Source organism: Carnobacterium sp. 1290_CSPC, assembly GCF_001053265.1.
In the GTDB taxonomy this organism is placed as follows: Bacteria; Bacillota; Bacilli; order Lactobacillales; family Aerococcaceae; genus Aerococcus; species Aerococcus urinaeequi.
Window position 1 is genome coordinate 20,117 of the sequence record NZ_JVVG01000071.1, and the last position, 20,936, is coordinate 41,052.

Consider the following 20,936-nt stretch of genomic DNA (forward strand, 5'->3'; position numbering starts at 1 on the left):
ACCCCTTAATATAGCCAATTGTTTGGCTTACGCCATGTTTCAATTCCATAACGCAATGCTGCCATTGCATCGTCAAAGATAGGTACTGGCTCATCTAAATACTCACCAGAACGTTCATCCTTCTTCCATTTCCACTGTTGCATCTCTTTTAAAGTGTTAGTGCACGATGGATGAATATAGATGTTCCGTTGTTTCAGCCAGTCAATTTGAGTGGCTTGGTACTTCTTATCTGTGGTCTTTTCCTTTTTAACTGGTCTAGCCATATATCCAGCTTGCTCCCACTCCTTGATGCGGTCTGGCTCTGCTGAATCACACCACATATCTTTGTTCTTAGGAATAATTCCCTCAGCTTTTTGAATAATTTCATCGGTTGTTTTCTCGTGCTCATAGATCTCACGGATAACATAGATGTCCCCATCTTTCCAACCAAGTAAAAGCAATGCATTAGCATGGTTAAAACCAAAGTCCTGACCAATTGAAACATCATCATAATCATCGATATTTTGCGATATATCACGAGTCTCATAGTTATGTAGGATAACCCCACCTAACTCACCCCAATCGCCTAAGCCATAGATACGGTAGCCGTCTGGGTCTATTCGCTTACGTCTTTCCATACGCTGATTGTATGCTTCATCTATAAACCGATTCTCCAGATATGTTGAATGATGAGTCAAAACATTGTCGTCCTGAACATCAAAAAACACCTTCTTAATCCAGTGTGTTTTAGAAACTGGGTTAAAGGTGCATCTTATTTGATAAAATTGTCCTTTTGGCAGTTGGCCACGCAAACGGTCATCAATGATTTCAAAATCGCTTTGTGTTATTTCTGTTGCTTCTTCAATCCAAACATCAGTTAGTTTTCCCTGTTTAAATGTGATTGATTTAAGCTTCTCACGTTGTTTTTCATCGTTGACACCCCTAAAGATAATCTGATTGCTATTTAGCTTGCATTCTATCTTCATAGGGCTTTGAGTTACTCGCCAATACTTGTCGGCATTACGTCCAAACATACGGTTTATAGCCCCTGTAAGCTCTGCAAAGGTACTGTCACGGTTGGTTATGTCCGACTTACGAACACAAAGCAAATTACGCCCTTTTTGAGCCATTAAACGCAAAATATAATGCTGTGCCGTATCTGCTGACTTACCACTACCAGCACTACCTTTCATGATGATGTAACGTTTTTTAGATTGATCAGGCTTCTTGAAATTAGCGTTTGCTTGAATTTTAATCTCCATCGCCATCATCACCGTAATCAATCTTGATGCTGATTTCTGTATCAATCTCGCCAGTTAGTTCAGTCTTATCAGTCCAAATACCATAGCGCTTACCTAATAATTCTGCAGCTTTAATACGATCTTTAGCGCTCACGTCAATGTTATCAATTTCTTGTGCGCCCTCACCAACACCTCTTAAAGTCTGTTCGGTTTGTTCTCCACGAACAATAGATGTTAGATACTCAAGCACCTCTTGTTGGTCAGCAACACGCTCATTTTTGAGTATTTCAAGCTGTTCATCTATATAACGCTTGATTGTAGTGTTTTGTAGTAATTTACTTGCATTAGTATTCGCATACTTTTTACTGTATCCAGCTTCAATTGCTGATTGTGTAGCGTTCCCACTAATGATGTACTCATCAGCAAAACGCTGCTGCTTTAACGTTAATTTCTTTTCTTTTGCCAATTTTCCACCACCTTTCGTTGTATTAAAAAAAGCCACCCGTCACTCGTAAGTGTGTCTATTTAAAGACTGGATAGCTATTGATGTTATTTTTATTACTCATTTATACGCATAACCAGTACCCGCGTAGCTTGATCCTAGTATTCAAGGTTACTCATCAGCCTGTCGGTTGGTCTGGTAGGTACGTTCCGACGGTTAGTGCGCATAAATCAATAAGCAAGGTTAGTCAGTGACGATTAAATGAGCTTCATTATTTGAGCTGGCTGTGCCTTGCTATAACTATTGTGGGAATCGAACCCACAGAATCGTGCTGTATTCTCACACCAAGCATAGTCACTGTTATATATAGTCGGGAGGTACCCAACTTTTGCCTTGCACCATTTCCGTGGCTCAAGGACTTTACTCGTTTATCTCAGGAATGGTGATCCAAAAAGGAGGCGAGATAAGTTTACCGACTTATCTCAATTAGCATAATACTATGTTTCTCAATCACACATCTTTCAATAATCACTCATTTTCAAAAACTAGCAAACTACCACTTTGAAAAGCTTCCGCAAATTCTATCATAGCTTTGCCAACTTCACGGTAATAGGTTGCTTCGCTGATGTTTTCAGCGCTATAAACCTCATAATCATAAAACCTAGTTGAATTGATGTACTTATCATATATGCGTTTTCTAGAATAAACATCCAAGGTATTAATTGCAGCATTGATATCTCGATATAAGCTAACTGCATCTAATTTCTTAATAGTCCCATTCTCAATTTCGCTTGAATTCATACCCGTAAAGCTCTTCGGATCTAGGCTATATGTTGCTGTTACCTTCTGCTCAATTGGCATGCCTGACAGACGTCTAATCTTATGATAGTTCTTTAGTAAACTATCCACTTTTTCTTTTGTAGCTTTTTCATCAACTTCTGGAAATAGCATGCCAACACTCCTTCTAGTTTATTACATCCTTAACATAGTACGCTTCAATATCACTTGCCCTAATGATTCTCTCAGTCACCATACTGCCGATATCCTCGTTTACATAGATATCTTGTTTGTTAGATTTAACCTGTCTATCTACTTGCTCATAGGCACTTTCCCCATCGATTTCTAAGCAACCTATTTTCCCTTGAATTACCGTTACTTTTTTGTACGCCATTTTGATCTTTCCCTTTCCTGCCCACGCTCTGCAATGATGTCTTCTACCGTAACAAGTAGTATCCCTACAAAAGTACCTACCACGACGATTAGGGCAAAAGCACCAATGAATACTAGTATTTGTGTTATTAAGTCCATTTATTCCACCAACTTTGCCAACTTGTCAGGCTGGAAACCATACCAATTTTCAGTTTCGGTAACAATCACAGGTACCGCTTGATAGCCCATTTCTTTTATCTTAGATAGAGCATCTTCATCTTCTTTAACATTTAATTCTGTGAAAGGAATATTCCGCTCTTTCAGCCATTTTTTAGTAAAATTACACTGCATGCAATCAGGTTTTGAATATACTGTTACTTTGTTAGTCATAGTTAAATTCCTCTCCAAATATCCTTTACATCTTCAATGTTCACTTCTTTTAGACCCTCTCCCCAGTCGACAACGGCAACTGGGTGAGCTATTTGCCCTGCCTTGAAACCTCCTATTAAAGGACTATCTCCATGAGTCCAAGCCTTCTGAAAAACTCCATAGAAGTCAGCTTCAATCAGCTCGCCCTTTTTATTGATTACCACTTTACATTTTTTTAATTGCATCATTCCGCCTCCTTAATAACGCTCGGATACACCTTAACCCCATCAACTTCCGCCTCATAGATAATTAAAATATCTGGCTCGGTTTCATCACCGATTTGTTGTTGGTATATCGGTTTGGCGGTAGAAATATCGAGTTCTTGACTATTCTCTGTGACCATCCAAAACATTCCAAAAAGTACAAGCAATATACATAAACCTATTAGCACTTCTCCCGTTTCATTATTAGGTCGCATATTCATCCGATACGCCACCCCTCTGCTTTCATTTTTTCTAAAATAACTTCTTCTGGAGTATTTTCCATGCCATCAAACGCCTTTTCTCGATGTGCGTACAAGTCGATGTAGCTTTCAGGGTCTAACTCGGTATTCTTACCCTTGGCTTCTTTTACTGTATTGGCGAAAACTAACTCATTACCTGCATCTTCGTTACTATATAGTCCAAGAACATAAGCTTTCATTCTCCTACCTCCTCAAAGTCAGCATTGGTGTCGTTGATACCTAGTTTGTTCCATTCTTCTTTGGTCATCTTGGTTTTGACAAGCACGTCCTCATGTTGTTTGCAACCTAACCCTAACTTTGAAACACCTAATGCCTTGCGCCAGTATGTGTAAATGTCATCCATTACCAAATTACTACCTTTCATCCTAGCGTAGTAAAGTATCTCTTCTTCAACTTCATAACCATATAAGTAAGCGGTAACTAGCGTTTTGTATGACAGCTCACCGTCAACTTTCCTACACCAGCTTAAAATGTCTGGTGTATCCCAATTGTTAATATCATCAAGTATGCCCCTTATATTAAAACCGCTTGCGTTTGACTCTATCCAATCAGCAACAAATTTAGGTATCACTGGTTTCTCAATTTCGATTTTCATGGTTAGTCCTCCACTCCGAAAATGTATTTCTTGATACGGTCTTCTCCGACTGTTTCAATAGCTTGTCGGGCTTTTTCTTCGCTTTCAAAATAAAGCGTCCCTTGAGATTTTGAGTGCGACGACCAGTGTGTTGCAATAGTTCCACCTTTCTCTTCGGCTATAAGCCAGTTTGTTGAAAGCATCTCAAACGGCTTACTAAACTTCCGCAGCTCAGCCTCAACTTTTAGTTTTTCTGCTGCGAACTCTGCTTGTTGTTTAGTTTTAAAAACGTTGCCAATCTCGAGCATATCTTTTTCAAAATCGAGGCTATCCCATTTATCTCCTATATATTCGCCTGTTTCACTTATGGACCAATAATCATCTCCATCTTGTGGAAATTCCTGTTCCTCTTCTTTCAACGCCTCTACCCGCTTGTCAAATTCATCAATCATTTCATTTTTAATCTTTAAAATTTCTTCTTGTAAATTCATCATTTCTCCTCCTAATAAACTACCTTATGTCCCATTTCCCAACTCAGTTTTGAACCTCTTTGCGCAATATTTTTGAATGTTATTGATTGCTTTTTAGGTTTGCGATTTTTGTCTTTTCGCTCTTTATACTTGCTATCAGCTTTTAATAAATCATTGCCAATAATCGCTGCTAAATTCTGATATTGTCTCCAAGATGAAATCTCTGAAATTGAATTTTCTATTTTGCGGACAGTTTCGTATGGTATGTCTGCTAAACTTGCTAGTTTACTAATGCTATAGCCGTTTTCAACCCGATATTTAGCGATTATATTCGGGTCAATATCGCGTGCAATGTCTCTGTGTCGCTCATATTTTCTGATATTTTCTGGACTACGATAGTCAGCTCCAAAAAGCTGGGCTAATCCTTTGTCAATTTTAGGTAGCATATCCTTAATATCTTCGTCTTTATGCCATAGGAACATCCTTACTTCGCAATCTTCACGCATTTTGGTTTGGGTCATGTCAAATTCAAAAGACAGTAATTTGTATAAATCTCTAGTTGATAAGTAATTCATATTCTATCCTCCTAAAACGGTAACTGATCATCTGTGACGTTGATGTTATTTTGTTGATTCGCAAACCCACCAAACTGAATAGCGTTATTTGCTCCATACTGCCCCTGTTCGGTGTTTTGTGTTTGTTGGTTGTATTCACCCTTGTCGTTATTTTGAGTGCCACTAGCATTATTATTTTGGCTATCTTTCTTGCTTTCTAGCAAAGTAAAGTTGTCTACGTTAATTTCAGTCACATAAACTCTTTGGCCTTGGTTATTTTCATAGTTCCGAGTCTGAACACTCCCCTCGATACCAATCAAAGAGCCTTTACTTGTAAATTTTTCTAGATTTTCCGCTGCCTTTCGCCAAATCTGGCAACGAATAAAGTCTGTTTCGCGTTCTCCGTCTGCATTTTTAAAGTTTCGTTCCACTGCTAAATTGAACGATCCGACTGCTGTACCTGATTGTGTGTATCTCAAATCTATATCTTTAGTTAATCTGCCTATTAATTGCACCGAATTCATCATTTTAGTTCCTCCAAGTCCTTAACATTCAATTTAAGGCTGTTACGTATTGTTTTTGAGCATTCAATTGATTGGATAATGTATTCGTCTAGCGAATATGTTTCTCGCTCTCTAACCGTCATTAAACGGCTTAAAGCTACAAGTGCATTTTCTAATGATGGATAATACCCAAGTGGTTTGTCACGTTCATCAGCTTCGCCTTTTTTGTTCACGTATTTAATAGTTTCAACTAATGTGTAGTTGTACCGGTCAACTTCAATGCGATACTTTTCGTTGATTTTGATCTTTGTCATTCGTTTGCTCCTTTGATTTCCACTACTACCCTCGGATTCTCTTTATCCACTACAAACGTATCTGTAAAATTTCCTATCTGCTTCCAACCATCATTTTCAATTAATCCAGCCTTCAGCATGCCGTCCAAAATGAACTTCTTACCAAAGGCGATATTATCCTTATCTTTTTTCCTATTTGGCACATACCATTTAAAATGCAAATCAATAGGCATTTCATCTTCTTTGATTTCAAGACCTTGGTTAATTGCTGCTTTAACTGACAACGCGCATAACCTTGTATAGGCTCGTTTTGATTTAGCACCTTTCATGCGATTAGCCCTGTTATTGTTGATATAAGTATTCAGGTCCATTAATTCGTAAGGAATGATGATTTCTTTATTCGCCATCATTACCAAGCACCTTCTTTAACTCTCTTTGTTCATCATCTGTGTAGTGAATAGAATTAGCTGAATAGAAATTACCTTCATCGTCTTTCACTCCAAAGCCTTCAACTGTGGCGGGGTCATTGTGTAATTTTGTGAAACAATCTGGGCATTTTGTATAGCGATTTCCATATCGACCATAAACTTGTCTTTTTGTCTTACACGCAGGGCAATCAATCGCCACTTTTACCGAATCGCCATATTCGTACCAATTTTTGTCATGTTCCGTTTCTTCTTTTTCTGTTTCTGGAACAAAATATTCTTCAAAAGCTTTTGTGTCAGTGGTTGCAGTCGGCTCATCTTGAGTGCCAATTAACTTTAATAGCAGCATTACCTTTCTTTGCGTAATTTCTTCTGCTTCAAAAGTTACTTTTCCTGCTGTTGAGCTAATCATGATTTTTGCCATTTTATTCTCCCCTTAATACTGATTTTTTTAATTCCTCAATTGCTGCTAATTCGTCATCAGTCATCTCTTTTTGTGCGTCTGCTTCCACATCACCTTGATATTTCTTTTGTCGTTGATCACTACTTAGCCATTTAGGTGCTACAGATTCTTTCTGTGGTTTGTTATAAGACTTTTTAGCCTGTTTATTTTTGTGTTCAAGTTCTAGCGCATCAATATCCTCAATGGTTGTCGCATTGTTTTCGTACCACTTTTTCAATATGGCTCGAACATAGTTATAGTTACGTGCATTGTTGTCTAGTGCTATCTGCATAGCTTTGATGACAATGTCATCGTTAAAGGTATCTATCGCATCAACTATTTGTTGACTGGTGTAAGGATTCAAGACACCAAAATTTTGTTGGTAAAAATCAATGGCACCGATGACGACATTTTCTTCTTGACTGTCCTTGTCTTTACTTTCCTTAACTAGACTATCCTTACCTATACTTACCTGGGTTTCCATTTGGTTGCCAATTGGTTTCCACGTGGTTGCCAACTGGTTGGCATTTGGTTTTGGCGTTACGTCAATCCTTGTTGGGACGCTATTTTCCTCACTTTTTCGGTATGATCCATTTTCTTTTTTCTCTAGCTGCTTGAACTCATCTTGGTAATTAGTAGGTGTATAACGATCTTTTCTTAATTGGTTATGAATTAGCCAATGTTTGATTACTACTACACCACTTTCAAAATGCAGCAGGAACTTTTTAGCAATGAGTAATTTCAAATCGTCTTCAGCACACCCAATCATTCGTGATATTTTCTTAGGATTATTGATAAAACCGTCATCATCCGCCCTCATACTTAAATGAAAATATAGCGCCTGGGTTGATAGCGGCATATCCAGAAATACATCACTATCAATAATTGTCTTTGCGAACATTCTCCTATTTGCCACTTAACTACCTCCTACTCTGCTATGTATGTTGGAACTCCAACAATCGCCTGTATTTCTCGTTTAAACTGCTCTGCATCTGAATTTCTGTCACTTAGATGCAGTAAATGTACTTCTTGCAACTTTGATAAATCATTAACTTTTAGAAATTGCTTCACATTACTTAATTCAAAGTGACTTGTAATGATTCTTAAACGCTGCTTTTTATCTATTTTTCTAGATAAGAAGTTATCTTCTAAAATGTCTAGATCATAGTTGCACTCAATCATTAGATGAGTGATGCCAGTAAATTTATATCGAATATAATAGGTGTCCGTTGCAAACAGTACTCTCCGCTTAGTAGGCGTTTCGATGAGGAAACCCAAAGGCTCTTTAGCATCGTGTTCAACGTCAAACGGCATAATTTTCCAACCACCGATATTAAAGCTTCTTTTACTACTGGCCACATGGATTCTATGGCTTGGTACACCTCTGAGTACGCTGCTCGTACCTTCTGAGCAATATAAATCTGCTCCTGTTCGCTTAATGATTTCTTTTGCATACTTTGCGTGGTCTTGGTGTTCATGGCTTATCAATACCCCCTCAATCTTTGACCAATCTAGTTGCATTCTTTTTGGTTGTATGCCAGCTTCAAGCAATAGGTAGCTGTCACCGTCTTTCAACAAGTAACAGTTACCATTTGAGCTTGAGCCAAATGTTTTAATTTCTAGCATGATTAGAAACCAGGTTCAATATCTTCAAAGCCTTTACTTGCTGGTGTAGTTTCGGTCTTTGGTTTGATGTTGTTTGATTTAGGTGCTTTCTGTTCTTCTTGGATTGGGAATGGATCTTCTGACTGGTTGAAGTCTAATTCTTCTGTGTTAGCATTTTGATTAATCTCTACTTGTACATCGTCAACAGACTCAGTCACATCTACTCGTTGGATTTGTCCATCATTATCGATATCGCTAACTGTATCGTCTGCTAGCACCCCTTGTTGCATTTCGATGGATAAGATACCCCACTTGCTTAAAAGGTTTCTAAGCACTGTTTTTTGCGCCATAGCATCATAGTTTGATGCCCATACACCTGTAAGCTTCCGCTTGTCTTTTCCTTTGTTGTTTTCAATACGGTGCTTTTCAACTTGCTCTTTAGTCCAGTAAGTGGTTTTCTCAAATCCGTTCAGCAGTTTAAAGTAACCAATATAGCCAACAACTTCATCACTAATTTGATTGTCAGGATCGAATTTTGCTTGTTCAGTAAGTGGATTCCAACTTTCTAGTTGGCCATCATATACACTGATTACATTAATTGATTGGTATTGCCCTGAGCGCTGTGCTAACTGGATATATCCACGATATCCAAGCATGAATTGTGCTTTTTTCTCCCATTGTCCCGTTTGTTTGTTCTTAGCATTGAATGGGACAATATAGGCAAATCCGAATTGTTTTTCGATTGGTAAGTCTAATTGAGCTGCTTGCATCGCACTAGCGACGATACTCATAGGTTCTGAGTCAGAAAGATTTCCATCACCGTTTACTAAACTGATTAAGCTTGAAGTGAAACTGTTTGATTTATCTTTTAATACGTCATTGAATTTCTTTTGAATGGCGGGGTTTTTAAGTAGTCCTTGAACTGAATTATTTTGATTAACTAGTTGGTTTGTCATATTGCTTTGCCTCCTATAAAGTCGTTACGTTTAGATTTTTATGTTTTGAAACTGATAGAGTAATCAGTTGCGTGTCAATATCGATAATTTCGTTAATACCTTCTGCATTATCAATGAATACTGGCACTTTGGTGTTGTAGTAGCCCATCAATGTATTAATGATGTCTAACCCTGCGTTAATTCGTGCTGCGTTATTTAATCCTGTTGAATAGTTATTACCGTCAACGGTTGGCTCACAGATTTCCTCTAAACCACCATTTATGTTTTCTTCAAAAAGCTTGAACTGCACAAATTTAAACTTGTCGTTGATTGCATCAGTCAATAGATTAACTTTTGCTCTTGTAAACTCTTCTAATAAGTAAAGTTGAGTCTCTAGTTGGCCATAGTGTGCTGAAATCTCTTTCTCGCTATCGATAAGCTCTTGTTTACGTTTATATTGATTAGCATATGTAGTGAACTTATATAGGTCATCATTTATAAGGAGTAATTCAGCCTTAACGATGTCGATTTTCTCGTTTAATAACTCGATATCATCTTCATGGTTAGCATCACCCGCATCGATTTTGGCTTGAATGTCTTTACCTTCTTTAGTTAGCTTTTGACCAAGTTCAGTATCTTCAAACGGTGTTTGGTCATCTTTAATAGATTTGATTTCTGTTTGAATTTGGGCAATAGATTCATCTAAATCAGCAATACCTTTTTCAAGCTTTCCAATTGCACTGTTGATATCCAATTTCTGTTTTTCAAATGCTTCAACCATTTCTTCGAGATCCTTGATTTTCATGGCTTTTTCTTTACCTTTTACTTGGATATCTTCAAGCTTTGTAGCTTTATCTTGATTAAATTCTTCTACTTCTTTTTGATAGTTTGCTCTAATTTCTTCAATTTGATCAGCAGGTAATTCTTGGCCACACATCTTACATGTTGTTCGATGTTCATCAAAGCTAGGCATTACTTCATCTCTGACCTCAAAGAATTGTTTAGATAAGCGGTCTTTTTCTGCTGTTGTGGCTTCAATCTCTTTTGTGACATTTTCAAGGTTAAAGTTAGCTTGTTGTAACTTGTTGTTAGCCTCTGTTAACTGCATTGCTAACTCATTTTTTTCAGTTTGCTTAGCTTGCAGCATCTCTTCAAATCCAGAAACTTCTTCTTTCTGCTTATCGTTGTAGTTAGCAAGTGCTTCACGATATTCGAGTTGCTTATTGGCCAAGTCATTTTTCAACTTACTTTGACCATCGCCATTCTTGATATTTGCGATATCTTCTTGGTACTGACTGATTAGTTGTTCTTTAGCTGATTCATCAGCATGCAGCTGTTTCCTATCTAAGCCAGTTAAGTCAGGCAAACTTCTATCCACTTCATCAATTCGGCTCGGTAATGCCTTGATATCGTCATTAGCTTGCTTCATTTGCTGTTTAGTTAGCTTCATTAGTTCTTCTGCTGACTTGCCCTTTAAAAGTCCTGTAAGTGGCTTTAAATCGCTATTTGAAGCAATAATATCTGCATCGGTAATATCTCCAACCATTTCAATTAGGACTTCACGACGTTTCTTCCAGTCAAGCACTTCTGGGAAGTAGTTAACGTTGGTTAATAACTTAAAGCGTTCTTCACCAATTAAGTCATCTAAATATTCGGTATATTCTTTCTTCTTAACTGACAAATCATCAATTTTGAAAGTTGTCTTGTGGCCAGAAAACGTTTCTTCGATAGATCCACGTTTTTTAGTCCAGTTTTCTGAAATCATTCGACTTAGTTTCTTTTCTTGGCCATCGATGTCTAGGGTGATTTCTACCTCTGTCTCTAGGTGGTGTAATTCATTCCCTTGGCTATCAAGTGGCTTCCAGTCAAATTTGCTATCTGATTGGTCTGCTGAGTTTTTACCAAACAAAGCCCATAAGAATGCATCATACAGCGTTGTCTTACCTGTACCGTTATCGCCTTGAACATTTACTGTTTCACCCTCTGGTGTTAACTCGTAAGCTTGAATGCCTTTGAAATTTCGAATTGTCATTTTTAATAATTTAATTTGCATGGTATACTCTCCTTAACTTTAGTATTATTTAGCGCCTATTGCAGTAGGTGCTTTTTTTATGAATAATTTTGTGCCTTGAGAACCATAGGTGCCGTATGTAAGTCTTTTAAAATATCGTCATAATGCTCATTGATTGCTTCGATATCTTCTAAATGCACCACATCGCCACTTTCAGCATATGCTTTCACTGATATTTCAATCTGTTGTTGACGCTGCTCTTTGATCCAATCAATTGCTCTTGTTTTCACATTTAGTCCTCCTCAATCCATATAAATAAATCTGCCGTCTTTGCATATTGATAGGTCTTATATGCATTTCCTACCATTGCCCAAAACAATAGCGTTACGATCAAATCGTTATAATTAAATTCCATCGCTGATGCCCAACCGATGAAATATGCTACTGTCACGAATGACCAATATAGAAACTTCTTACTTGAATAATTCATTCTTTACACCTCTAATCTCGTTTGTTTGTCAGCTTTCATAATCTCAAAAGCCAATTCCATTGACGGCTGCCACATTTCTGCTAGTTCCATCGCTTCCTCAAATCTCAATTTTGGAATTTCTTCATAACTAGCAACACCAAAATAGTTTTTAATTTCTCGCCAGTGTTCAGCAATAGCCTTTTTATAAAACTTTTCATAAGCTTGTGACTTCTTCCCACCAACTGCCTGCATGGCATTTTTACGTACCAATTTAGATAGTCTAGCTTTTTGGTTACGACTCAGATCAATCTCTTTTTTCAATCCCTCAACATCACTAGAAACGTTTGAAATCTGTTTCTTTAACTCTTTTTGAGTTTCTAATGTGGCAATCATGATGTCTTCTGCCGTCATCGGTAGTTGTTGAGTCTCGATATAGTTTTCCATTTCATTAAAAGCTTTTATGTATGCTAGTTTGAATTGCAATGCTTTCTTACCAGTGAAGCCCATTGCCAACAATGTGAAACCATCTCGGTTTAAGTAGTACGCTTTTCTATCTCTTCCATAAGCATCTGGTGTGACTATTTCAAAAAACATCTCTCCAAAATTGGATACATCTTTCTTAAGATTTTGAATATCTCTCAAAATGTGACCGTGTTGTTTCTCAAAATTTTCAGCTACCTGCAGGCTAGTAGTTACTGCCTGTTTATCTTTCATAATTACTAAGTTGTTCATTTTCTATTCTCCTTTGCTAACAGCTTGTATGCCTTTTCTGTCCGCTCATTTAGCTTTACTATGTAACCTTCCACGCTCTGGCGTTTCGTTCCGTCAGCCATGATATGTATCACCATTATGAACACCCCTAACTATATTTTTTCTTTGTTACCAATTTGGTAACTTCGAGGTAAAAAAATTTTTTCCATGTTAAGTCCAAAGTAATAGGAAATTTCAAACATTTCATCTTGAGAAAAAGGTAATTGGCCTCTTTCCTTTTGGCCGTAATTGGTTCTTGTTATATGTAATAAGTCAGCCATATCTTGTTGCGATTTATTTGCTTGCTTTCTTAAGTTGTACAAAAGAATTTGCATAAAACGTTCACTCCTTTCCGTATCTATTTGTTACCAATTTGGTTACACGATTAATATAGCACCAATTTGGTTACATGTCAACAAAAGGTACCAAAAGTTTTTTATTGTTTTCATTTGTTTTATTTTTATACCTAAAATAGTTCCAATACGGTTACATTAGTGGTATAATAATTTTAAGAAAGGGGTTATAAAAAAATGGACTTAAGTAAATATACTGGCCAAAAGATAAAATCTTTAAGAGAAGAAAGATTTATGACACAAGATGATTTGGCCGAAAAAATGGGGACTACAAGACAAACTATTAGTAGGTATGAAAGCGGTAGTAGAAAAACTAATCAAGATGTACTATTTCAGTTAGCCGAAATATTTAATGTAAGTATAAATACTTTCTTCCCTAATGTAGAAAATGAATTTGAAATTACAACAATATACAATAAATTAGAACCAAAACGTCAAAAGAAAGTCTATTCCTTTGCTAGTGAACAACTTAAAGAACAAAATAAAGTCGTTCAAATAAATGGCTACAAAAATAAAAAGTATATTCAAGAAACTTTGCGAGGATACTTATCCGCTGGTACTGGTGAAATGCTTGTGGAAGATATAGAAGAAACGATCAATATTCCCGCTGAAATTGTGCCAGAACAACATTATGATATTGTTTTAAAAGTTAACGGAGACTCGATGCAACCGATGTTTAAAGATAAGGAAATCGTGTTTATAAAGAAATTAGATGATTATTCTCAGCTAAGAAGTGGCCAGATTGGCGCATTTATTATTGACGGGGAAAGTTACTTGAAGAAAGCTTATATAGAAGATGATAAGCTAAGACTTGTATCTCTAAATGAGAAATATGAAGATTTACTATTTAGAGAATTTAATGATATTAAGGTAATTGGAACTGTCGTTTTATAAAAATAGCCCTATCTCAAGTTGGGATTTGAGATAGGACTTACTGGGTACAAAGATACTATAACATGTGTTGGAAGAAGAAAGGAATTTAATTATGAAGAAATTATTTTTAGTTGGTTTAGCTGCAATTGCTCTAGCAGCATGTGGCAGTACAAATGAACAAGAATCGGCACCATCAGATGCAAGCGCATCTACTGATGAAGCTTCAAGTGAAACCTCTGAGCAAGATAACTCTACCTCTGAATTAGGCAAACGTTCAAACCCTGTGCCTTTTGGCGAAACTGGTACTGTTGAAACAACGGCGTTTGATGATGAATCGAACACTGTTGAAGGTACGCTAGATATCACTCTATCTAATTTAGTTCGTGGAGAAGAAGCTTATAATCAATTAGTTGAGTGGAATGAATTTAACGCTGAAGCACCAGAAGGACAAGAATGGGTAATATTCGATGCCGATGTCGTTTATAACTCTGATAATGCAGATGTCCCATACTTAATTAGTGGTTTCGTTGCAGTGGATTCTACTGGTGCAGAAGTTCAGCAAAATGAATATGCCTTTACACCTAACGAAATTGTAGCTACAGAAATCTATGCGGGCGGTGAAACAACTGGATCATACGCAATTGTAGCACCTATTGGAGAAGATATTCTTTTGAAATATACTGATGGTATGACAGATGCTTTCTTTAGCGCTGAATAGGTAAAAAAAGTAAATAGAAAAGCCCTACCCTTTGACTTTGGCGAGCACTAGGGTAAGGCAATGGAAAGTCACAAAATAACGCACTAAAAGTGTGCTTTTTGTGTACTCCAATTTTAACACAAATAGGAGTTGAAATATACATGAGAACGGCGTTATATGTACGTGTAAGTACGCAAGAACAAGCTAATGAAGGTTATTCAGTAGGTGAGCAGGAAGAACGATTAAAAGCCTACTGTACAGCTAAGGGATGGACTGTTTACAAGGTATATACCGATGGCGGTTTTAGTGGTGCGAATACTGAACGCCCCGCATTAAAACAAATGCTAATAGATATAAAGAATAAGAAAGTAAATGCGGTAGTGGTCTACAAACTTGATAGACTGTCACGGTCTCAAAAGGATACACTGCTGCTAATTGAAGATGAGTTTTTAAAAAATAACGTGGAATTTGTTAGTATGAGTGAAAACTTTGACACGTCTACCCCGTTTGGACGGGCAATGATTGGGATTTTATCGGTATTCGCTCAATTAGAACGTGAACAGATTCGTGAACGTATGCAGATGGGCTTGGATGCAAGAGCTAGAGAAGGCTTTTGGCATGGCGGTGGATATGATCCAATTGGCTATGACTATATAGATGGTTACTTGCAAATTAATGAATATGAAGCTATGCAAGTAAAAAAAGTACATGAGTTATTTCAAAAAGGCTTGCCGATTGCTAGAATTCAAAAGATGATGCGAGAAAAATATACAACGAAACATGGTAGTTGGGTAAATCACTCCACTGTAAGAAACGCTTTAACTCAACCAATCTACACAGGCAAGATTGAATGGAAAGGCGAGCTATACGAAGGTAAGCATGAGGCTATTATTGATGAAGATACATTTAATAAGTCGGTCAAACGCTACAATGAAATTAGTTGGAATAAAGGTGATGGCAAAAATAAAAAGCGCCCATTTCAAGCGAAACATGTACTGACAGGGTTGGTTTACTGTAATCATTGCGGTGCTAGATATTTCGCCAAAGGTAATTATTCAGGGCGTGGCGAAAACCGTAAGTATAGACCTTATTATACTTGTTATAGTAGGGCTAAAAGTGCCAAGAACATGATCATAGACCCAAATTGTAAGAATAAATCTTATGCAACAGTTGACCTTGATAGGATTATTTTTGATGAAATTAACAAACTAGCTTTTGACCCAACTTTAATTAAAGAAATTGAATCAGATAAGCCTGAAAAAGAAAACAGCAATGCTGCGATAGAAACACGCATCAAAGAGATAGACAAGCAAGTTGAGAGGTTGTTAGACCTGTATCAAATGGGAACATCGTCAGTTGATGACGTGCTAACTAGGATGGATAAGCTAAATAGCGAGAAACAAGCGCTTACGGACGAGTTAGAGGTAACTGAATCAGATGATACACCTAACCTAAGTCAAGATGAAGCTGAGAAGCTTTTAGTAGAAGCTAGCGAGATATTAGAAAGTGATGACCTAATAAAAAAAAGAGAGCTTGTACACTCTCTTATAGATAGTATTGAAATAGATGGCGAGGATATCATTATTAACTGGGCTTTTGTATAAGCTTTTTATTTTTTAGTTTTGACTAGGCGACAGGTCGCTTCAACGTGCCAAGTTTGTGGGAACATATCTAATGGTTGAACTTGCTCGAAGTCATACCCTGCTTCTACGAATTTTGCGATGTCTCGTGCCATAGTTGTTGGATTGCACGAAACATAGACAATCTTTTCTGGGTTAGCTTCAATTGTTGATTCGATGAAAGTATCATCTAAGCCTTTACGTGGTGGGTCAACAACAACGACATCCGGTTGAATACCCGCTTTAACCCATTCACCCATAACTGTTTCAGCTTGTCCTGTTTCAAAATGGACATTATTAATATAATTTTTAGCTGCATTATTTTTGGCCATTTTTACAGCGTCGCCTACCACTTCTACCCCGTATACATGTTTGGCCTTTTTCGCTAATGACAAAGTAATTGTCCCAATACCACAGTAGGCATCTACTACTGTTTCCTCACCTGTTAGATCAGCCGCATCAATCGCCAATTGATATAATTTTTCCGCTTGAGGGGTATTGATTTGGAAGAATGATCTACTTGAAATATCAAAGGTAAAATCAAACATTTTATCTTCGTATTTGTCTACACCGTATACCACACGTGGTTTGCCTGACATCACGACATTTGTTTGTTTAGTATTCGAACTCAAGACAATAGACACAACTTCTGGTAATTTTTCAACAATTTCATTTACAATTTGGTCTTCATTCGGTAAATCTTTTCCGTTAATTACAATAATGACCATCATCTCGTTTGTATAGTAACCCTTACGAATGACAATATTACGGATTAATCCTGAGTGTTTCCCTTCATCATAACCTTTTAACCCATGTTGGTTAAAGATATCCACAATACTTGCGATGGCTTCATCAATGCCTGGTAATTGGATTTTAAAGTCTTCCACAGGGATAATCTCATGAGAATTTTTCCGGTAAAAGCCTGAATATAATTGTCCTTCATTATCAATACCGATAGGAATTTGCGCTTTATTACGGTATTTAAAAGTATCTTCAGAACCTACAGTAGCCAATACTTCGCGTCCTTCAGCTAGACCAAAACGACTAAAAGCATTCTCCACTTGTTTTTGTTTGAATGCAAGTTGGGCTTCATAAGTCATATGTTGTAGTGGCATTGTACCCACTTGGCTTGATACCTTATCCACAATGTCTACCCGGTCCGGTGAATCCACTGTTCGCTCCATCATTTTTCCATAGCCAAACTTTTTACCCACAGAAATGGCCTTAATTGTCCCCACTTCACCTGGTAAAGCATCCTCTACGAATAGTGGATAACCATCCACTTTAACCACACCTAATCCTTGGAAAGTAAGGTCTTCAATTGTCCCCTCAAAAGATTCATTCTTTTGAATCGGCGTTGTATATTTTTGTTTCATATTTATCATCATCCTTTTTCATTGTCTCCACCATTTTACCATGTATACCCTTGAAATACTTGAGAAAACAACAAAACGCCAACACCCAAGTGCCAGCGTTACTAATCAAATATTTTTTATAATGTTTTTCTTAACCCATCAAATAAATGAGTGTATCAATCTTATCGCCAAAACAGGTGTCATTATGCTTATCCATTCTGTTACCAAATTCAATGTTCTTGGTTCATAATCTAAGTGAATTTTACACTTAAAGCCAAAGGATTACTTCAAGTATCCTTTATATATGTTCACATACTTATCGATGAAGGCTAAGTATTGGTCCACTTCAATAGATTCGTCTATGGTATGAGCGCTATCAATCCTACCTGGTCCATAAATAACAAAGTCAAATTTGTGATCTACATTGGTAAAGTTAGACCCATCAGTAGCACCACTTAACCCGCGGTTTTCCGCTTGTGGATCTTCTACCTTAATTAAATCTACTAATACAGAATCATTATCTCCATCTGCATATTGGTTGTTTTGTAACAAGTTCAATTCTAACATACCTTGACCGTTAGCGTTAATATCTTCAATCACGTCATTGAAAATGCCAACCACAACGTCATTGCCTACTTCAGGAATTGTCCGTGCATTTCCTGATAGGACTGTATATTCAGGGACTGAGTTGATTTGGTTGCCCCCTTCAATCATGGTGAAGACATTCAACATTTTACCTAACATATCGTTTTCAGCTGTCGCAGCCGCTTCATCAATCTTAACATTGGTCTTGTTGATAAAATCGTTAATCAGCTGAATGGTGTTAACCCCTTTTTCCGGTGTAGAGGAATGGGCAGCACGTCCGTGGGCAATGACTTGATATTGGATTGACCCCTTGTGTTTGGTGTTGTAGTAAGGAGTTGATGGTTCGGCGATAATCATGCCGTCAATATCTTCTGTATAACCTAGGTCAGTTAATTGTTTAGACCCAAGCATACCGATTTCTTCTCCAACACAAGCTAGTAAACGAACTGTCCCACTAAAGACTTGGCCTGATTCTTTTAATTCGATCATGGCGATAATTAAAGCCGTTAAACCAGCTTTCATATCAGTTGTCCCACGACCGTACATTACACCATCATGAATTTCAGCACCATATGGTGGGTATGTCCATAAGTCAGGATTTCCAGCATCTACCACATCCATATGGCCTGATACGGCTAAAATCTTCCCATCTTCTTGACCTTTTAATTCTGCTACCAAGTTAACACGACCATCCGCATATTGAATCAATTCCGATTCGATACCATGTGCTTCAAGTAAGTTCTTGTAATATAGGGCGACAATTTCTTCATTACCGTTTGGTGTTTCTAATTGGATGACATCTTGTAGAATTTTAATTTTCTCTTGTTTATCCATAGAAACCTCCCTAATTAAAGACTTTACGCTCGAATGGATCTACTGAGAACCCTGCTTCTAAAACGTCTTTTGCATACTGTTGCGCACCCCATAGTGAATGATCACGGAAGTTACCACATTCAACGCGTTCTGTCCCTTGCACATCTGACCATTTAGCCGCTAAGACATCATTCAATACTTTTGTCATGGCTGTTGCCACTTCCTCAACTGATGGTGTTCCCCAAACAATCATGTAGAAGCCAGTACGACAGCCCATTGGTGAGATATCGATAACCCCTTCTAAATAATCGCGCGTATAAGCCGCCAATAAGTGCTCTAAAGTATGAATGGCACTTGTTGGAATGGAATCTTGGTTTGGTTGCACAAAGCGGATATCAAACTTGCTTAATTTGTCCCCCAACGCACCTGTCTCAGCACCTGCAACACGCACATACGGTGCTTTTACTGCATCATGATCTAAGGTAAAACTTTCTACTTTTGCCATAATTATCTCCTTATCATTTTGTATTGAATTTAAGTTAAAACTTCCTTATTATCTTATCATTAATTGTCAAGCTTTCAAAGACATCGAGATCATCCCTTACCGGAAGAGTGCGTAACTCCAGCTTGTTGGTAGCCAGATGAAAACCTATGCTATAATCAACGAAAGATCTAAAGGAGGCCCCACCATGAAAGCAACCCAACGACGAGACTTACTCATACAAACATTGAACCAAGCCACAACACCCCTTAAGGCGACTAGCCTTGCCAAAGAATTTGGTGTAAGCCGCCAAATTATTGTAGGAGATGTCGCTATTTTACGGGCTAGTCACCATGACATCATTGCCAGTAACCAAGGTTATCTCTTAGCCGATAAGGCAACAAGCGTGGATGAAAGTCGCTACCGAGGCAAAATCGTCTGCCAACATTTAGCTGACCAAGCTATTGAGGAATTAACTATTATCATTAACCATGGTGGCTTCGTTGAAAATGTTGAGGTAGACCACCCTTATTACGGTATTTTAAAAGCTAGCTTACAAATCAAAAATCAAGAAGATATAAAGGAATTCCAAACAGCTATGGATAAGTCCACTGGCACCATGCTCTCTTCTTTAACCAACGGCATCCACCTGCACACTATTACAACGTCTGATGAAGCCACATTTGAAGCCATTAAAGCCGACTTAAAAGCTGTTGGCATTTTATTAGACGAAAGTATTTAGTTTACACTTTCAAAGTTTAGATTATTTTCCCCGTCAGTCTTTACACCTGTCTTGACACCTAAAGGAATTTTGCGTATGATGAACTCAACAAATTTGGGAGGAAATTATCATGCAAAGGAATCAAGTGTCTAAGCGCACACAAAATTTAACTATCACTGGTTTACTTACCGCTATTGGGATCTTTATTCCATTAATTATGCCCTTTAAAGTCGTCATTGGACCTGCCTCTTTTACCTTAGGTTCTCATGTCCCTGTTGACATGTCCATGTTTAGAAAGCCTTCAACAGCAGCTATTGTCGCAGTCGGCACTACTATCGGTTTTCTAATGGCAGGTTTCCCAATCATTATCGTGGCTCGTGCCCTTACTCACTTAATTTTCGCAACTTTAGGCGCTTATTACCTAAGAAAAGCACCAAATACCCTGGTAAAAATTGGCTCAAGAACAGCCTTTAACTGCGTGATCAACACCATCCACGGTCTTGGCGAAGTGGCGATTGTATATGCTTTGACTACGGCTGGCGTAGTCCCACCATCAGATGGTTTCATGTATACTTTAATTGTTTTAGTCGGTATCGGTACCTTGATCCATGGAATGATTGACTTTGAAATTGCCTATCAAATTACCAAAGCCATCGAAAAACGCGCACACCTTGGTTTTGCTCAGGTAGCTTTATAAAATTGACA

Annotated in this window: 30 protein-coding genes and 1 pseudogene; 5 read left to right on the forward strand and 26 right to left on the reverse strand. The window is 37.6% G+C overall.

Going from position 1 to position 20,936, the window contains the following annotated elements:
- Positions 1–5 precede the first annotated feature (5 nt).
- The 23 genes and pseudogenes from AC973_RS06240 to AC973_RS06350 form a co-directional block, all read right to left on the reverse strand.
- Entirely contained in the window at positions 6–1,253 is a 1,248-nt protein-coding gene (locus AC973_RS06240; RefSeq protein WP_225968947.1) for a PBSX family phage terminase large subunit, read from the reverse strand.
- A complete protein-coding gene (locus AC973_RS06245) occupies positions 1,231–1,686 on the reverse strand; it encodes a terminase small subunit (protein ID WP_225968945.1) in 456 nt (151 codons plus the stop codon). The genes AC973_RS06240 and AC973_RS06245 overlap by 23 nt, the downstream gene beginning before the upstream one ends.
- A gap of 504 nt (positions 1,687–2,190) precedes the next feature.
- Entirely contained in the window at positions 2,191–2,613 is a 423-nt protein-coding gene (locus AC973_RS06250; RefSeq protein ID WP_048728738.1) for an ArpU family phage packaging/lysis transcriptional regulator, read from the reverse strand.
- 13 nt (positions 2,614–2,626) lie between these two features.
- Positions 2,627–2,833: a hypothetical protein gene (locus AC973_RS06255; protein ID WP_048728740.1), complete on the reverse strand. Its 207-nt coding sequence runs from the start codon at positions 2,831–2,833 to the stop codon at positions 2,627–2,629.
- Between the two features lie 137 nt (positions 2,834–2,970).
- On the reverse strand, positions 2,971–3,201 hold the full coding sequence (gene nrdH / locus AC973_RS06260) for a glutaredoxin-like protein NrdH (RefSeq protein WP_048728743.1): 231 nt from the start codon (positions 3,199–3,201) through the stop codon (positions 2,971–2,973).
- Between the two features lie 2 nt (positions 3,202–3,203).
- A complete protein-coding gene (locus AC973_RS06265) occupies positions 3,204–3,428 on the reverse strand; it encodes a hypothetical protein (protein ID WP_065419870.1) in 225 nt (74 codons plus the stop codon).
- A complete protein-coding gene (locus AC973_RS06270) occupies positions 3,425–3,664 on the reverse strand; it encodes a hypothetical protein (RefSeq protein WP_048728751.1) in 240 nt (79 codons plus the stop codon). Before AC973_RS06270 ends, AC973_RS06265 begins: the two co-directional genes overlap by 4 nt.
- Entirely contained in the window at positions 3,661–3,882 is a 222-nt protein-coding gene (locus tag AC973_RS06275; protein ID WP_048728755.1) for a hypothetical protein, read from the reverse strand. Before AC973_RS06275 ends, AC973_RS06270 begins: the two co-directional genes overlap by 4 nt.
- The gene (locus AC973_RS06280) at positions 3,879–4,298 is read right to left on the reverse strand and encodes a DUF1642 domain-containing protein (RefSeq protein ID WP_048728758.1); all 420 of its coding nucleotides are present in this window, start codon (positions 4,296–4,298) and stop codon (positions 3,879–3,881) included. The genes AC973_RS06275 and AC973_RS06280 overlap by 4 nt, the downstream gene beginning before the upstream one ends.
- Positions 4,299–4,300: 2 nt before the next feature.
- Complete coding sequence (locus tag AC973_RS06285; protein ID WP_157850751.1) at positions 4,301–4,771, reverse strand: hypothetical protein; 471 nt, start codon at positions 4,769–4,771, stop codon at positions 4,301–4,303.
- Positions 4,772–4,779: 8 nt separating this feature from the next.
- Positions 4,780–5,322, reverse strand: coding sequence for a helix-turn-helix domain-containing protein (locus AC973_RS06290; protein WP_048728763.1), 543 nt, complete (start codon positions 5,320–5,322; stop codon positions 4,780–4,782).
- 11 nt (positions 5,323–5,333) lie between these two features.
- Complete coding sequence (ssb, locus tag AC973_RS06295) at positions 5,334–5,828, reverse strand: single-stranded DNA-binding protein (protein WP_048728767.1); 495 nt, start codon at positions 5,826–5,828, stop codon at positions 5,334–5,336.
- Positions 5,825–6,118, reverse strand: a complete 294-nt coding sequence (locus AC973_RS06300; RefSeq protein ID WP_048728770.1) for a hypothetical protein — start codon at positions 6,116–6,118, stop codon at positions 5,825–5,827. Before AC973_RS06300 ends, ssb begins: the two co-directional genes overlap by 4 nt.
- Positions 6,115–6,507, reverse strand: coding sequence for a RusA family crossover junction endodeoxyribonuclease (locus AC973_RS06305; protein ID WP_349675143.1), 393 nt, complete (start codon positions 6,505–6,507; stop codon positions 6,115–6,117). The genes AC973_RS06300 and AC973_RS06305 overlap by 4 nt, the downstream gene beginning before the upstream one ends.
- Positions 6,494–6,946 carry a hypothetical protein gene (locus AC973_RS06310; RefSeq protein ID WP_048728772.1) on the reverse strand — a complete coding sequence of 151 codons (453 nt, stop codon included), beginning with the start codon at positions 6,944–6,946 and terminating at the stop codon, positions 6,494–6,496. Before AC973_RS06310 ends, AC973_RS06305 begins: the two co-directional genes overlap by 14 nt.
- A gap of 217 nt (positions 6,947–7,163) precedes the next feature.
- Positions 7,164–7,865, reverse strand: a pseudogene (locus AC973_RS09720) (DnaD domain-containing protein); the annotation flags it as partial.
- 26 nt (positions 7,866–7,891) lie between these two features.
- The gene (locus AC973_RS06320; RefSeq protein WP_048728775.1) at positions 7,892–8,590 is read right to left on the reverse strand and encodes an MBL fold metallo-hydrolase; all 699 of its coding nucleotides are present in this window, start codon (positions 8,588–8,590) and stop codon (positions 7,892–7,894) included.
- A 2-nt stretch (positions 8,591–8,592) separates the two neighbouring features.
- The gene (locus tag AC973_RS06325; protein ID WP_065419871.1) at positions 8,593–9,525 is read right to left on the reverse strand and encodes a recombinase RecT; all 933 of its coding nucleotides are present in this window, start codon (positions 9,523–9,525) and stop codon (positions 8,593–8,595) included.
- 13 nt (positions 9,526–9,538) lie between these two features.
- Positions 9,539–11,557, reverse strand: a complete 2,019-nt coding sequence (locus AC973_RS06330) for an AAA family ATPase (RefSeq protein WP_048728779.1) — start codon at positions 11,555–11,557, stop codon at positions 9,539–9,541.
- 56 nt (positions 11,558–11,613) lie between these two features.
- Positions 11,614–11,805: a hypothetical protein gene (locus AC973_RS06335; protein WP_048728781.1), complete on the reverse strand. Its 192-nt coding sequence runs from the start codon at positions 11,803–11,805 to the stop codon at positions 11,614–11,616.
- 203 nt (positions 11,806–12,008) lie between these two features.
- Positions 12,009–12,716, reverse strand: coding sequence for a Rha family transcriptional regulator (locus AC973_RS06345; protein WP_048728788.1), 708 nt, complete (start codon positions 12,714–12,716; stop codon positions 12,009–12,011).
- A complete protein-coding gene (locus tag AC973_RS10200) occupies positions 12,713–12,832 on the reverse strand; it encodes a BOW99_gp33 family protein (protein WP_414629573.1) in 120 nt (39 codons plus the stop codon). The genes AC973_RS06345 and AC973_RS10200 overlap by 4 nt, the downstream gene beginning before the upstream one ends.
- Before the next feature lie 15 nt (positions 12,833–12,847).
- Positions 12,848–13,069, reverse strand: a complete 222-nt coding sequence (locus AC973_RS06350; protein WP_048728791.1) for a helix-turn-helix transcriptional regulator — start codon at positions 13,067–13,069, stop codon at positions 12,848–12,850.
- Between the two features lie 195 nt (positions 13,070–13,264).
- On the opposite strand from AC973_RS06350, the gene AC973_RS06355 reads away from it, so the two are divergent.
- The 3 genes from AC973_RS06355 to AC973_RS06365 all read left to right on the forward strand — a co-directional run bounded on the left by AC973_RS06355 (position 13,265) and on the right by AC973_RS06365 (position 16,261).
- On the forward strand, positions 13,265–13,981 hold the full coding sequence (locus AC973_RS06355) for a helix-turn-helix domain-containing protein (protein ID WP_048728794.1): 717 nt from the start codon (positions 13,265–13,267) through the stop codon (positions 13,979–13,981).
- Positions 13,982–14,072: 91 nt separating this feature from the next.
- On the forward strand, positions 14,073–14,678 hold the full coding sequence (locus AC973_RS06360) for a hypothetical protein (protein ID WP_048728798.1): 606 nt from the start codon (positions 14,073–14,075) through the stop codon (positions 14,676–14,678).
- A gap of 140 nt (positions 14,679–14,818) precedes the next feature.
- Positions 14,819–16,261, forward strand: coding sequence for a recombinase family protein (locus AC973_RS06365; protein WP_048728801.1), 1,443 nt, complete (start codon positions 14,819–14,821; stop codon positions 16,259–16,261).
- A gap of 5 nt (positions 16,262–16,266) precedes the next feature.
- Here the strand turns inward: AC973_RS06365 and rlmD are convergent, their stop codons facing one another.
- The 3 genes from rlmD to AC973_RS06380 form a co-directional block, all read right to left on the reverse strand.
- Positions 16,267–17,652 (reverse strand): 23S rRNA (uracil(1939)-C(5))-methyltransferase RlmD, encoded by a 1,386-nt coding sequence (rlmD, locus tag AC973_RS06370; protein ID WP_225968946.1) that lies wholly within the window; start codon positions 17,650–17,652, stop codon positions 16,267–16,269.
- A 261-nt stretch (positions 17,653–17,913) separates the two neighbouring features.
- The gene (locus AC973_RS06375) at positions 17,914–19,050 is read right to left on the reverse strand and encodes an ArgE/DapE family deacylase (RefSeq protein ID WP_048728804.1); all 1,137 of its coding nucleotides are present in this window, start codon (positions 19,048–19,050) and stop codon (positions 17,914–17,916) included.
- A 10-nt stretch (positions 19,051–19,060) separates the two neighbouring features.
- On the reverse strand, positions 19,061–19,534 hold the full coding sequence (locus tag AC973_RS06380; protein ID WP_048728807.1) for an S-ribosylhomocysteine lyase: 474 nt from the start codon (positions 19,532–19,534) through the stop codon (positions 19,061–19,063).
- 184 nt (positions 19,535–19,718) lie between these two features.
- Between AC973_RS06380 and AC973_RS06385 the strand changes: the two genes are divergently transcribed.
- Together AC973_RS06385 and AC973_RS06390 are read left to right on the forward strand one after the other, a co-directional pair.
- A complete protein-coding gene (locus AC973_RS06385; protein WP_048728810.1) occupies positions 19,719–20,252 on the forward strand; it encodes a transcription repressor NadR in 534 nt (177 codons plus the stop codon).
- A 109-nt stretch (positions 20,253–20,361) separates the two neighbouring features.
- Positions 20,362–20,928 carry a hypothetical protein gene (locus AC973_RS06390; RefSeq protein WP_048728813.1) on the forward strand — a complete coding sequence of 189 codons (567 nt, stop codon included), beginning with the start codon at positions 20,362–20,364 and terminating at the stop codon, positions 20,926–20,928.
- Positions 20,929–20,936 lie beyond the last annotated feature (8 nt).

Coding starts and splice junctions, on each gene's coding strand:
- AC973_RS06250 (WP_048728738.1), bottom strand. CDS start 2,613: ATGCTATTTCCAGAAGTTGATGAAAAAGCTACAAAAGAAAAAGTGGAT.
- AC973_RS06255 (WP_048728740.1), bottom strand. CDS start 2,833: ATGGCGTACAAAAAAGTAACGGTAATTCAAGGGAAAATAGGTTGCTTA.
- nrdH (WP_048728743.1), bottom strand. CDS start 3,201: ATGACTAACAAAGTAACAGTATATTCAAAACCTGATTGCATGCAGTGT.
- AC973_RS06265 (WP_065419870.1), bottom strand. CDS start 3,428: ATGATGCAATTAAAAAAATGTAAAGTGGTAATCAATAAAAAGGGCGAG.
- AC973_RS06270 (WP_048728751.1), bottom strand. CDS start 3,664: ATGAATATGCGACCTAATAATGAAACGGGAGAAGTGCTAATAGGTTTA.
- AC973_RS06275 (WP_048728755.1), bottom strand. CDS start 3,882: ATGAAAGCTTATGTTCTTGGACTATATAGTAACGAAGATGCAGGTAAT.
- AC973_RS06280 (WP_048728758.1), bottom strand. CDS start 4,298: ATGAAAATCGAAATTGAGAAACCAGTGATACCTAAATTTGTTGCTGAT.
- AC973_RS06285 (WP_157850751.1), bottom strand. CDS start 4,771: ATGATGAATTTACAAGAAGAAATTTTAAAGATTAAAAATGAAATGATT.
- AC973_RS06290 (WP_048728763.1), bottom strand. CDS start 5,322: ATGAATTACTTATCAACTAGAGATTTATACAAATTACTGTCTTTTGAA.
- ssb (WP_048728767.1), bottom strand. CDS start 5,828: ATGATGAATTCGGTGCAATTAATAGGCAGATTAACTAAAGATATAGAT.
- AC973_RS06300 (WP_048728770.1), bottom strand. CDS start 6,118: ATGACAAAGATCAAAATCAACGAAAAGTATCGCATTGAAGTTGACCGG.
- AC973_RS06305 (WP_349675143.1), bottom strand. CDS start 6,507: ATGATGGCGAATAAAGAAATCATCATTCCTTACGAATTAATGGACCTG.
- AC973_RS06310 (WP_048728772.1), bottom strand. CDS start 6,946: ATGGCAAAAATCATGATTAGCTCAACAGCAGGAAAAGTAACTTTTGAA.
- AC973_RS06320 (WP_048728775.1), bottom strand. CDS start 8,590: ATGCTAGAAATTAAAACATTTGGCTCAAGCTCAAATGGTAACTGTTAC.
- AC973_RS06325 (WP_065419871.1), bottom strand. CDS start 9,525: ATGACAAACCAACTAGTTAATCAAAATAATTCAGTTCAAGGACTACTT.
- AC973_RS06330 (WP_048728779.1), bottom strand. CDS start 11,557: ATGCAAATTAAATTATTAAAAATGACAATTCGAAATTTCAAAGGCATT.
- AC973_RS06345 (WP_048728788.1), bottom strand. CDS start 12,716: ATGAACAACTTAGTAATTATGAAAGATAAACAGGCAGTAACTACTAGC.
- AC973_RS10200 (WP_414629573.1), bottom strand. CDS start 12,832: ATGGTGATACATATCATGGCTGACGGAACGAAACGCCAGAGCGTGGAA.
- AC973_RS06350 (WP_048728791.1), bottom strand. CDS start 13,069: ATGCAAATTCTTTTGTACAACTTAAGAAAGCAAGCAAATAAATCGCAA.
- AC973_RS06355 (WP_048728794.1), top strand. CDS start 13,265: ATGGACTTAAGTAAATATACTGGCCAAAAGATAAAATCTTTAAGAGAA.
- AC973_RS06360 (WP_048728798.1), top strand. CDS start 14,073: ATGAAGAAATTATTTTTAGTTGGTTTAGCTGCAATTGCTCTAGCAGCA.
- AC973_RS06365 (WP_048728801.1), top strand. CDS start 14,819: ATGAGAACGGCGTTATATGTACGTGTAAGTACGCAAGAACAAGCTAAT.
- rlmD (WP_225968946.1), bottom strand. CDS start 17,652: ATGAAACAAAAATATACAACGCCGATTCAAAAGAATGAATCTTTTGAG.
- AC973_RS06375 (WP_048728804.1), bottom strand. CDS start 19,050: ATGGATAAACAAGAGAAAATTAAAATTCTACAAGATGTCATCCAATTA.
- AC973_RS06380 (WP_048728807.1), bottom strand. CDS start 19,534: ATGGCAAAAGTAGAAAGTTTTACCTTAGATCATGATGCAGTAAAAGCA.
- AC973_RS06385 (WP_048728810.1), top strand. CDS start 19,719: ATGAAAGCAACCCAACGACGAGACTTACTCATACAAACATTGAACCAA.
- AC973_RS06390 (WP_048728813.1), top strand. CDS start 20,362: ATGCAAAGGAATCAAGTGTCTAAGCGCACACAAAATTTAACTATCACT.